The sequence below is a fragment of the Kitasatospora sp. NPDC002551 genome, from assembly GCF_040296005.1.
Taxonomy (GTDB): Bacteria; Actinomycetota; Actinomycetes; order Streptomycetales; family Streptomycetaceae; genus Kitasatospora.
This window is the reverse complement of the sequence record NZ_JBEOWI010000066.1, coordinates 25,788-37,244: the sequence shown is the minus strand read 5'-3', so window position 1 is coordinate 37,244 and position 11,457 is coordinate 25,788. Positions and strand designations below refer to the sequence as shown.

9 protein-coding genes are annotated in these 11,457 nt (G+C 71.3%); all 9 read right to left on the bottom strand.

The window, feature by feature from the left end:
- Positions 1-273: 273 nt before the first annotated feature.
- Positions 274-1,959 carry a ribonuclease J gene (locus ABT093_RS35210; protein ID WP_350571274.1) on the bottom strand — a complete coding sequence of 562 codons (1,686 nt, stop codon included), beginning with the start codon at positions 1,957-1,959 and terminating at the stop codon, positions 274-276.
- Between the two features lie 169 nt (positions 1,960-2,128).
- Positions 2,129-3,028, bottom strand: a complete 900-nt coding sequence (gene dapA, locus ABT093_RS35205) for a 4-hydroxy-tetrahydrodipicolinate synthase (protein WP_350571272.1) — start codon at positions 3,026-3,028, stop codon at positions 2,129-2,131.
- Between the two features lie 282 nt (positions 3,029-3,310).
- Positions 3,311-4,042 (bottom strand): FAD-dependent thymidylate synthase, encoded by a 732-nt coding sequence (gene thyX, locus ABT093_RS35200; protein WP_350571270.1) that lies wholly within the window; start codon positions 4,040-4,042, stop codon positions 3,311-3,313.
- Entirely contained in the window at positions 4,039-4,539 is a 501-nt protein-coding gene (locus ABT093_RS35195; protein ID WP_350571268.1) for a hypothetical protein, read from the bottom strand. Before ABT093_RS35195 ends, thyX begins: the two co-directional genes overlap by 4 nt.
- A gap of 7 nt (positions 4,540-4,546) precedes the next feature.
- Entirely contained in the window at positions 4,547-5,293 is a 747-nt protein-coding gene (gene dapB, locus ABT093_RS35190) for a 4-hydroxy-tetrahydrodipicolinate reductase (RefSeq protein WP_350571266.1), read from the bottom strand.
- A 14-nt stretch (positions 5,294-5,307) separates the two neighbouring features.
- Positions 5,308-6,660 (bottom strand): M16 family metallopeptidase, encoded by a 1,353-nt coding sequence (locus ABT093_RS35185; protein WP_350571264.1) that lies wholly within the window; start codon positions 6,658-6,660, stop codon positions 5,308-5,310.
- A 110-nt stretch (positions 6,661-6,770) separates the two neighbouring features.
- Positions 6,771-8,978 (bottom strand): polyribonucleotide nucleotidyltransferase, encoded by a 2,208-nt coding sequence (locus ABT093_RS35180; protein WP_350571263.1) that lies wholly within the window; start codon positions 8,976-8,978, stop codon positions 6,771-6,773.
- Between the two features lie 464 nt (positions 8,979-9,442).
- Positions 9,443-9,733, bottom strand: a complete 291-nt coding sequence (gene rpsO / locus ABT093_RS35175) for a 30S ribosomal protein S15 (RefSeq protein ID WP_209416808.1) — start codon at positions 9,731-9,733, stop codon at positions 9,443-9,445.
- Between the two features lie 192 nt (positions 9,734-9,925).
- Positions 9,926-11,389 carry a type VII secretion integral membrane protein EccD gene (gene eccD / locus ABT093_RS35170; RefSeq protein ID WP_350571261.1) on the bottom strand — a complete coding sequence of 488 codons (1,464 nt, stop codon included), beginning with the start codon at positions 11,387-11,389 and terminating at the stop codon, positions 9,926-9,928.
- Positions 11,390-11,457 lie beyond the last annotated feature (68 nt).

Here is an 11,457-nt window from a genome sequence, read left to right as displayed (position 1 = left end):
CTTCCATCAGGCGGCTTTCACACCGGCCCTCCGGGCGCTTCGTTCTTTCGTGTTTCCAGCTTATCAGACGTTTTTCGCTCCGTTTTCCGGAGTTTCATTCATCCGATTTGCTTCGGCCTTTCGGCGCTCCCGAACTCTATCAGAGTTTCTCGGGCCGTTTTCCCGCTCCGTTCTCGAATTCAGTTCGAGCACTTCGACTGGGGGCCGTCCCGTGGGGCAACCCGGAGAACATTACGCACCGGGCTGCCCCACGTCAAATCAAGCCGGGCCGGCTCACACCTCGACGACGACCGGAAGGATCATCGGGCGACGGCGGTAGTTGTCGGCCACCCACTTGCCGAGGGTTCGGCGGACGAGCTGCTGGACCTGGCGGATCTCCAGGACGCCGTCGCTCGCCGAACGGTCGAGCGCCTCCTGGAGCCTGGCCGCGACCGGGACGAACGCGGCGTCGTCGATGCCGGAGCCGCGGGCCTGGATGCTCGGGCCGCCCACGATCTTGCCGTTGGTGGAGTCGACCACCACGAAGCAGGAGATGAAGCCCTCCTCGCCGAGGATCCTGCGGTCCTTGAGCGAGGCCTCGGTGATGTCACCGACCGAGGAGCCGTCGACGTAGACGTAGCCGGCCTGCACCTTGCCGACGATGCGGGCGACGCCGCCCTCCAGGTCGACGCAGACGCCGTCCTCGGCGATGACCACGCGGTTGCGCGGGACGCCGGTGGCGATGCCCAGGTCGGCCGCCGCCCGCAGGTGGCGCCACTCACCGTGCACCGGCATGAGGTTGCGCGGCTTGCAGATGTTGAAGAAGTACAGCAGCTCGCCGGCCGAGGCGTGGCCGGAGACGTGCACCTTGGCGTTGCCCTTGTGCACGACCTTGGCGCCCCAGCGGGTCAGGCCGTTGATGACCCGGTACACGGCGTTCTCGTTGCCCGGGATGAGCGAGGACGCCAGGACGACGGTGTCGCCCTCGACGATGCGGATCTGGTGGTCGCGGTTGGCCATCCGGGACAGCGCGGCCATCGGCTCGCCCTGCGAGCCGGTACAGATCAGCACGACCTCCTTGTCCGGCAGGTCGTCCAGCTGCTTGACGTCGACGACCATGTTGCCCGGGACCTTCAGGTAGCCCAGGTCGCGGGCGATGCCCATGTTGCGGACCATCGAGCGGCCGACGAAGGCGACCTTGCGCTTGTACTCGTGCGCGGCGTCCAGCACCTGCTGGATGCGGTGCACGTGGCTGGCGAAGGAGGCGACGATGATGCGCTTCTCCGCGTTCGCGAAAACGTTTCGCAGCGCGGCGGAGATGTCCCGCTCGTGCGGGATGAAACCGGGGACCTCGGCATTGGTGGAGTCCACCAGCAGCAGGTCCATGCCCTCCTCCGCCAGCTTGGCGAAGGTCGGCAGGTCGGTCAGGCGGCCGTCGAGCGGCAGCTGGTCCATCTTGAAGTCACCGGTGGCGACGACCATGCCGGCGGGCGTGCGCACGGCGACGGCCAGCGCGTCCGGGATGGAGTGGTTGACCGCGATGAACTGGCAGTCGAAGGGGCCGATCCGCTCGCGGTCGCCCTCGGCGACCTCCAGCACGTACGGGCGGATGCGGTGCTCGGCGAGCTTGGCCTCGATCAGCGCGAGGGTGAGCTTCGACCCGATCAGCGGGATGTCCGGGTTCTCCCGGAGCAGGTACGGGACGGCGCCGATGTGGTCCTCGTGGCCGTGCGTGAGGACGATGCCGTCGACCTTGTCGAGGCGGTCCCGGATGTAGCTGAAGTCCGGGAGGATCAGGTCGACGCCGGGCTGCTCGTCCTCGGGGAAGAGGACGCCGCAGTCGACGATCAGAATGCGGTCCCCGTACTCGAAGACCGTCATGTTGCGGCCGATCTCGCCGAGACCGCCGAGCGGGGTGATGCGCAGGGCGCCTGCCTTGAGCGCCGGCGGTGCGCCGAGTTCGGGATGCGGGTGGCTCAAAAGACTCTCCTCACGACGCACGCCATATGTCCGGGGTCCTCCCCCGCGAGACATATGGCGTGCGTTCTCAGTGTCGTTTCCTACCAGGTCTGTGCTCTCGCGCCTTCGGTCCGGTCCAGCGACGGGCCCGTGAGGGTCCGGCGAGCCGGGGCGCGCACGTCTGTGTCTGTTACAGGTCTACCCCGCCGTCGGCGAGATCCCTCTTCAGTTGCGCGATCTCCTCGGGAGTCGCACCCACCAGGGGCAGCCGCAGCGGGCCGGCGGGCAGGCCCTGGAGGTCCAGCGCGGCCTTGGTGAGGATCACGCCCTGGGTGCGGAAGATACCGGTGAAGACCGGCAGCAGGCGCTGGTGGACGGCCGTGGCCTTGGCCACATCGCCGGCCAGGAAGGCCTCGACCATGGTCCGCAGCTCGCCGGCGACCACATGGCCGACCACGCTGACGACACCGACGGCTCCGACCGACAGCAGCGGCAGGTTGAGGATGTCGTCGCCGGAGTACCAGGCGAGGTCGGAGCGGGCGATCGCCCACGCGGCGGCGCCGAGGTCGCCCTTCGCGTCCTTGTTAGCGACGATCCGCGGGTGCTCGCCGAGCCGGACCAGCGTCTCGTGGCTCAGCGCGACGCCGCTGCGGCCGGGGATGTCGTAGAGCATGACCGGCAGCCCGGTGGCGTCCGCGATCCGCACGGTGTGCCGGTACAGGCCCTCCTGCGGCGGCTTGCTGTAGTACGGCGTGACCACCAGCAGGCCGTGCGCGCCGGCCGCCTCGGCCGCGCGGGCCAGCTCGACGCTGTGGTGCGTGTCGTTGGTGCCGACCCCGGCCACCACGTGGGCCCGGTCGCCGACCGCCTCCACCACGGCGCGGACGAGCTGGGCCTTCTCGGCGTCGCTGGTGGTCGGGGACTCACCGGTGGTGCCGTTGACGACCAGGCCGTCGTTGCCGGAGTCGACGAGGTGCGCGGCGAGGCGCTGGGCGCCGTCGAGGTCGAGGCCGCCGTCGGCGGTGAACGGTGTCACCATCGCGGTCAGAACCCGCCCGAAGGGCGTCTGGGGGGTGGAGGTCGGAGCCATGCGTCCAAAACTACTCGTAGGCGGTGGGGCGGCACCCAGGCCGGTCCACGGATCGGACGGCCACGGACGCGAACCGGCGGCGAGCCGGCTCCGGGGCACCCGGGGACCGGTCGCGCACCGCCCCGGCGGAAGCGGTTCCAGCGGCGGTGACATGGGATTCCGGTGCTGCGTGCTCGGGGGTTCAAGCAGCACCGGAATCCGTGTTCACGAGCGTAGGGAGCGGTCAGAAATGCCGCAATCCAGACATGCCAGACACCCTCCCCGGATGCCCGTCGCCGCAGGTCAGGGGGCGACCCGGCCGTGCGTCTCGAAGGCCGCACGGGTGAGCGGCATGAGCTTGGCCCACTGCTCCTCCATCCGCTCGGCGACCATCTCGATCTCGCGCTGCGGGAACGACGGCACCGCCGAGTTCTCCCGCTTGGTGCGCAGCGACAGGAAGTGCATCAGCGAGCGGGCGTTGCAGGTCGCGTACATCGACGAGTAGAGCCCGACCGGCAGCACCGCGCGGGCGACCTCGCGGGCGACGCCGGCCTCCAGCATCTCCTGGTAGCGCCCGTACGCCTCGCGGTAGGCGGCCTCCATCGAGGCGGTGACCGTCGCGTGCTGCCCGGCGGTGCCCTCGACGAACTCGTAGCGGCCCGGACGCCCCTGCTGGACCAGCTTGCGCTCCGCGTCCGGCACGTAGAAGACCGGCTGCAGCTCGCGGTAGCGGCCGGACTCCTCGTTGTAGGACCAGCCGCTGCGGTGGCGGTGGAACTCGCGGAAGACGAAGATCGGCGCGCTGATGAAGAAGGTCATCGAGTTGTGCTCGAACGGCGTGCCGTGCCGGTCCCGCATCAGGAAGTTGATCAGGCCCTTGGACTTCTCCGGGTCCTGCTGGAGCGCCTCCAGGGACTGCTCCCCCGCCGTCGAGACCCGGGCCGCCCAGATGACGTCCGAGTCGGCGGCGGCGCTGCGGACCAGTTCCACGGTGACGTCGCCGCGGAACTGGGGGGCCGTCGTGTCGTCGCTCACGCGTTACTCCTTGCGGGTTCGGTGGAGCCGGTGCCACCCGGGGCGGTGGCGCCGGCGCCGGTGGTGCGGTGCAGCCGGATCGCGTGCTGCATGGTCTTGCGGGCGCGCGGCACGTCGCCGGCGTCGGCGTACGCGACCGCCAGGCGGAAGAAGACCCGCCAGTCGCCGGGGGCGGCCTCGGCCTCGGCCTTGCGGCGGGCGAACACCGCGTCGGCCGAGGCGCGGTCGATCCGCCCGCCGCCGGTGCGCTTCAGCTCGTCGACCGGCAGACCGCCCTCAGCCTCCAGCTCACGGGCGAGCCGCTCGCTGTCCCGGCCGAAGCGGACCGTCTGGCGCAGGAACCAGAGGCCGATGACCGGGACGACGAAGGCGCACAGGCCCAGGCCGACGCCGAGCGGCTTGCCGGTGGCGACGAGCTGGACGCCCTCGCCGACGCAGATCAGCGCGACCAGGGCCAGGACGCCGGAGAGCACGAAGAAGCCGGTGCGGGAGGTCATGCCGGGCTCACAGGTCCAGGAAGTGCTCGAGGCCCAGGGTGAGCCCGGGCGTCTCGACGACCTTGCGCACGCCGAGCAGGATGCCCGGCATGAAGCTGCTGTGGTGCAGCGAGTCGTGCCGGATGGTGAGGGTCTCGCCGGTGTCGCCGAACATGACCTGCTGGTGGGCGAGCAGGCCGCGCAGCCGCACCGCGTGCACCGGCACCCCGTCGACGTCGGCGCCGCGGGCGCCGGGCAGGGCGTGGGTGGTCGGGTCCTGCTGCGGCGGGCGGCCGGCCTCCGCGCGGGCGGCGGCGATCAGCTGCGCGGTGCGGGTGGCGGTGCCGCTGGGGGCGTCCGCCTTGCCGTCGTGGTGCAGCTCGACGACCTCGACCGACTCGAAGTACCTGGCGGCGGTCTGGGCGAACTTCATGCCGAGCACGGCGCCGATGGAGAAGTTCGGCGCGATCAGCAGGCCGAGCTCCGGCGCCGCGTCGAGCCAGCCGCGGACGGTGGCGAGCCGCTCGTCGGTCCAGCCGGTGGTGCCGGTGACCACGTGGATGCCGTGGTGGAGGCAGAAGTCGAGGTTGCCCATCACCGAGTCGGGGTGGGTCAGCTCGACGACGGCCTGCACCCCGGCGTCGGTCAGCTCGGAGAGCTTCGACTCCCGGCCGAGGGCGGCGACCAGTTCCAGGTCCGGGGCGGCCTCGACGGCCTTGACGGCCTCGGAGCCGATCCGGCCCCGGGCGCCGATCACGGCGACACGCAGCGTCATGGTGTGAAGTCCCTTCAGGCCAGCAGGTCGGCGAGCTTCGCGGCCCGCTTGTCGTTGATCGGGCCGATCAGCGCCAGCGACGGCCGGTACGCACCCAGCACATCACGGGCGACCTCGTGGACGTCGTCCAGGGTCACCGCCGCTATCCGCTCCAGCATGTCGTCGACCGACAGGTGGTGGCCGTAGCTCAGCTCGGCCTTGCCGATGCGGTTCATCAGCGAGCCGGTGTCCTCCATGCCGAGCACGGTGGAACCGGAGATCTGGCCGATCGCGCGCTGCAGCTCCTCCTCGGTGATGCCCTCGGCGACCACCTTGGCGAGCTCGTCGCGGCAGATCCGCAGCACCTCCTCGACCCGCTTGGGCTGGCAGCCGGCGTAGATGCCGAACAGGCCGCTGTCCGCGTACGAGGAGGAGTAGGAGTACACCGAGTACGCCAGGCCGCGCTTCTCCCGGACCTCCTGGAACAGCCGGGAGCTCATGCCGCCGCCGAGGGCCGCGTTGAGCACGCCCATCGCCCAGCGGCGCTCGTCGTGCCGGGGCACGCCGGGCACGCCCAGCACCAGGTGCGCCTGCTCGGTGGACCGGTTGAGCACCTCGACCCTGCCCGCGGTGCGCAGCGCCTTGACGCCGCGCCGGGCCTCGGTGGGGGCGGCGTCGGACTTGGCGAGCAGCGGCGCGAAGGCCTGCTCGACCTGCCGGACGACCTTGCGGTGGTCCAGGTTGCCGGCCGCGGCGACGACCAGGTGCTCGGGCTTGTACCGGCGGTGGAAGAAGTTCGCGATCTGGTCGCGGGTGAGCGAGCGGATCGTCTCCTGGGTGCCGAGGATCGGGCGGCCGAGCGGGCCGCTGCCGAAGATCACCTTGGCGAAGAGGTCGTGGACGACGTCACCCGGGTCGTCCTCGGCCATCGCCATCTCCTCCAAGATGACGCCGCGCTCGGCCTCGACGTCCTCGGGGCGGATCAGCGAGCCGGTGAGCATGTCGCAGACCACGTCGATGGCCAGCGGCAGGTCGGTGTCGAGCACCCGCGCGTAGTAGCAGGTGTTCTCCTTCGCGGTGAAGGCGTTCATCTCGCCGCCGACCGCGTCCAGGGCGGCCGAGATGTCCAGCGCGCTGCGCCGCTCGGTGCCCTTGAAGAGCAGGTGCTCCAGGTAGTGGGTCGCGCCGTTGAGCTGCGGGGTCTCGTCCCGCGAGCCGACGCCGACCCAGATGCCGAAGGTCGCGGAGCGCACCGTCGGCAGGGTCTCGGTGACGACGCGCAGGCCGCCGGGCAGGACGGTGCGGCGCACGGTTCCGGCGCCGTCCGCGCCCTTGAGCAGGGTCCGGGTCGTGCCGGGGCGCTGCTTCGCCGCCGAGGCCTGGGCCACGGGGGTACCTCCGTAGAAAGCGGTCCGTCGAGAGAGGGCGTGGGGAACAACAGGGTGCGGCCCGCACGCCGTTGGGGGCGTGCGGGCCGCTGGGGTCAGCTAGCGGCGCTTCACTCGGAAGCGGCCTCGCCGTTCTCCTCGCCCTCGATGACCGGGATCAGCGAGAGCTTGCCGCGCGGGTCGATCTCGGCGATCTCGACCTGCACCTTGGCGCCGACGCCGAGGACGTCCTCGACGTTCTCCACGCGCTTGCCGCCGGCCAGCTTGCGGATCTGCGAGATGTGCAGCAGACCGTCCTTGCCCGGCATGAGCGAGACGAAGGCACCGAAGGTCGTGGTCTTGACCACGGTGCCCAGGTAGCGCTCGCCGACCTCCGGCATGGTCGGGTTGGCGATCTGGTTGATCGTGGTGCGGGCGGCCTCGGCGGCCGGGCCGTCGGCGGCACCGATGTAGATGGTGCCGTCGTCCTCGATCGTGATCTCGGCGCCGGTGTCCTCCTGGATCTGGTTGATCATCTTGCCCTTGGGGCCGATGACCTCACCGATCTTGTCCACCGGGATCTTGATGGTGATGATGCGCGGCGCGTTCGGGGACATCTCGTCCGGGGAGTCGATGGCCTCGTTCATCACGTCGAGGATGTGCAGGCGGGCGTCGCGGGCCTGCTTCAGGGCGGCGGCGAGCACCGACGCCGGGATGCCGTTGAGCTTGGTGTCCAGCTGCAGGGCGGTGATGAAGTTGCGGGTACCGGCGACCTTGAAGTCCATGTCGCCGTACGCGTCCTCGGCGCCGAGGATGTCGGTGAGGGTCACGTAGTGGGTCTCACCGTCGATCTCCTGGGAGATCAGGCCCATGGCGATGCCGGCGACGGCGGCCTTCAGCGGCACACCGGCGTTCAGCAGCGACATGGTGGAGGCGCAGACCGAGCCCATCGAGGTGGAGCCGTTGGAGCCGAGCGCCTCGGAGACCTGACGGATGGCGTACGGGAACTCCTCGCGGGTCGGCAGGACCGGCAGGATGGCCCGCTCGGCCAGCGCGCCGTGGCCGATCTCGCGGCGCTTCGGCGAACCGACGCGGCCGGTCTCGCCGACCGAGTACGGCGGGAAGTTGTAGTTGTGCATGTAGCGGCGGCGGGTCTCCGGGGAGAGCGTGTCCAGCTGCTGCTCCATGCGGAGCATGTTCAGCGTGGTGACACCCAGGATCTGGGTCTCGCCGCGCTCGAACAGGGCCGAGCCGTGCACCCGCGGGATGGCCTCGACCTCGGCGGCCAGGGTGCGGATGTCGGTGACGCCGCGGCCGTCGATGCGGACCTTGTCCTTGATGACGCGCTCGCGGACGATCTTCTTGGTCAGCGCGTTGTAGGCGGCGCTGATCTCCTTCTCGCGGCCCTCGAACTCGGGCAGCAGCTTCTCGGCGGCCAGCGCCTTGACGCGGTCCAGCTCGTTGTTGCGCTCCTGCTTGCCCGCGATGGTGAGGGCCTGGGCCAGCTCGTCCTTGACGGCGGAGGTCAGCGCGGCCAGCACGTCGTCCTGGTAGTCCAGGAAGACCGGGAACTCGCCGGTCGGCTTGGCGGCCTGGGCGGCCAGCTGGGCCTGGGCGGCGCACAGCACCTTGATGAACGGCTTGGCGGCGTCGAGACCGGCGGCGACGATCTCCTCGGTCGGCGCCTCGGCGCCGCCCTCGACCAGCTTGATGGTCTTGTCGGTGGCCTCGGCCTCGACCATCATGATCGCGACGTCGCCGTCCGGCAGGACGCGGCCGGCCACGACCATGTCGAAGACGGCCGACTCCAGCTCGCTGTGGGTCGGGAAGGCGACCCACTGGCCCTGGATCAGGGCGACGCGCACGCCGCCGATCGGGCCGGAGAACGGCAGGCCGGCCAGCTGGGTGGAGGCGGAGGCGGCGTTGATGGCCACCACGTCGTACAGGTGGTCCGGGTTGAGCGCCATCACGGTGACGACGACCTGGACCTCGTTGCGCAGGCCCTTGACGAAGGACGGGCGCAGCGGGCGGTCGATCAGGCGGCAGGTGAGGATCGCGTCCTCGGAGGGCCGGCCCTCGCGACGGAAGAACGAGCCGGGGATGCGGCCGGCGGCGTACATCCGCTCCTCGACGTCCACGGTCAGCGGGAAGAAGTCGAAGTGCTCCTTCGGCTGCTTGGACGCGCTGGTGGCCGACAGCACCATGGTGTCGTCGTCCAGGTAGGCGACGGCGGAGCCGGCCGCCTGACGGGCCAGACGGCCGGTCTCGAAGCGGATGGTACGGGTGCCGAAGGAACCGTTGTCGATCACGGCTTCGGCGTAGAACACGTTCTCTTCCACCTGGAAGATCTCCTCTTTCGTACGTCTCCGGGAGAGCGTCCCCGCGCATCGCCTGCGTGTTGACCCTGGACGGTCGGGCCGGTCTTCGATCGAAGCCTCCGGTGCACCCCGCTTCGGTGGGCGGGGCCTCCGGCGGCCACTACCGAGGACCGGCGCCTCTCGGCCGGCCGGGTCCGGACGGGCGGTCCGCGTCTGGACGCTCTCTCGGATGCGGGCGGCTTCCGTTTGAAGCCTTCGTCCCGCGGGGGGGTCGGGTTCTGCTGCCTGAGTGGCGCGCTTGCGGCGCCATCACCCGGCATGCCCACAACCCTACGGTGCAATCCTCGGCCACCTGGGGAGGTGCGCGCGAGTTGTTATGCCCGGTTGTTACGTTCGGACGCCCCGGTGGGCGCCCCGGTCACACGGCCGCGGCATACGCGCGAGGGGCGGCTCCCCGGTGTGGGGAGCCGCCCCGAGCGGCGTTCTCAGCGGGCGCCGCCGGCGGCACCGCGGCGGATGCCCAGGCGGTCGACGAGCGTACGGAAGCGCTCGATGTCCTTCTTGGCCAGGTACTGCAGCAGACGGCGGCGCTGGCCGACCAGGATCAGCAGGCCGCGGCGCGAGTGGTGGTCGTGCTTGTGCGACTTGAGGTGCTCGGTCAGGTCCGAGATGCGGCGGGAGAGCATGGCCACCTGGACCTCGGGGGAGCCGGTGTCGCCCTCCTTCTGGCCGAACTCGGCGATGATCTGCTTCTTGACGTCAGAGGCGAGAGCCACTGCAACTCCTTCGAGGTGATACCGAGCGGTCCTGGTCTACGGCACAGGACTCTGGGAGAACTCGGTGTCGTGACGGGCGCGGCCGCCGGTCCTCGCCCCACCCGGGGGCGGACACACGGCTGCGCTCGAAGGCCAAGCGTACCAGTGCCGCCGACACGGCCGGCCGGCGGCCCCGGTACGCCCGTCCGCCGGTCAGCCGGTGGCGCCGCGCACCAGCCGGTAGACGTCGAGAACGGCGAGCACCAGCGGGACCAGCGACATCAGGGTGAGGCTGTCGACCAGGTCCAGGATGCGCCCCCAGAACGGGGAGACGCCGAGCCGGGGCACCACCAGGGCGATCGCGGTGAGCACCGCGGCGCCGAAGGCGATCGAGGCGGCCAGCCAGACGGTGCGCAGGTCGGCGCCGGTGGAGCCGATGCCGGCCCGCAGCACGAACTGCGGGGTGTGCAGGGAGAGGCCGACGATCAGCAGCGACAGGCCGAGCAGTCCGGCGATGGTGAGGCTGAAGACCTGGGCGCTGTAGCGGAACAGGCGGGCGCGGAGCATGGTGGCGAGGCCGAGGAGGAGCGCGAGCAGCTGGGGGAAGGTCTCGTCGGTGAAGCCGAGCACCGCGCAGGCGCCGACGATCACCGCGGCGCAGCCGCCGACCAGGCCGACCAGTACCTCGTGGCCGCGGCGCGCCTGGTGGGCGATCCGCTCGTACTGGACGAGTTCGGCGCGGGCGGCCTCCTCGTCGTGGTCGCGGCCGCGGGCACGGGTCTGGCCGGGGGCGCTGTAGCCGACGGGCAGCCGGGCGAAGCGGGCGGACAGGCCCGGCAGGAAGCCGATCGCGGCGACGGCGGCGACGCCGGCGACGGCGGCGATGTGGTCGACCGGGGTGTCGGGCAGCAGCACGGCCGCGAAGGTGGCGAGCGCGCCGGCCGCGGCCAGGAAGGCGGCGGCGACGAACAGCGAGTCCCGCTCGGGCAGCAGGCCGACCAGCAGGACGGCGACCACCAGGACGGCGACGCAGCCGGTGAGGAACTGCAGCCGGCCGGGGCCGGCCAGCGGGCCGCCGGTGGGCGCGAGGACGCCGCTGCCGGCGATCAGGGCGTGCGGCAGGGCGCCGAGCCCGAGGGCGAGCGCGGCCCAGGCGTCCCGGTAGACCCGGGCGCGGACGCCGGCGAAGGCGGTGAGCACCACGGCGACGACGCCGGAGAGCACCCCGGGCAGGCCGTGCATGTCGTGGCGCAGGTCGGCGAACCAGAGGGCGAAGCCGAGCAGGGTGAGCAGCACGCCGGTGCCGATGAGGCCGAAGGCGCGCATCAGCTCGGGGCTCCAGAACCGGCGGTCGCTCTCGCCTGCGGTGGCGATCGCGTCGGCGACGTCGTCGTAGACGGCGGGCGGCAGCGACTCGGCGAACGGGCGCAGGCTGAGCAGGTCGCCGTCGCGCACCTGCTGGGCGCCCAGCGAGCGGCTGCCGTCGAGCACCGTGCCGTCGCGGCGGACCAGGTGGAACCCGGTGGGGACGCCGTCGGGCTGGGTCTGGCCGGAGAGCCGCAGCACCTCGGGGTAGACGTCCGCGAGCGGGACGTCCTCGGGCAGGGCGACGTCGATCCGGCTGTCCGGGGCGACGACGGTGACCCGGCAGAAGCCGGTGGTGGCGGGCGTCGTCATGCCCGCACCTCGTTCGCTCGACGCACTGGGCGCTCCCCCTTGGTGACGGTGCCGCGGTACCCGCGGCT

Coding starts and splice junctions, on each gene's coding strand:
- dapA (WP_350571272.1), bottom strand. CDS start 3,028: ATGGCTCCGACCTCCACCCCCCAGACGCCCTTCGGGCGGGTTCTGACC.
- ABT093_RS35195 (WP_350571268.1), bottom strand. CDS start 4,539: ATGACCTCCCGCACCGGCTTCTTCGTGCTCTCCGGCGTCCTGGCCCTG.
- dapB (WP_350571266.1), bottom strand. CDS start 5,293: ATGACGCTGCGTGTCGCCGTGATCGGCGCCCGGGGCCGGATCGGCTCC.
- eccD (WP_350571261.1), bottom strand. CDS start 11,389: ATGACGACGCCCGCCACCACCGGCTTCTGCCGGGTCACCGTCGTCGCC.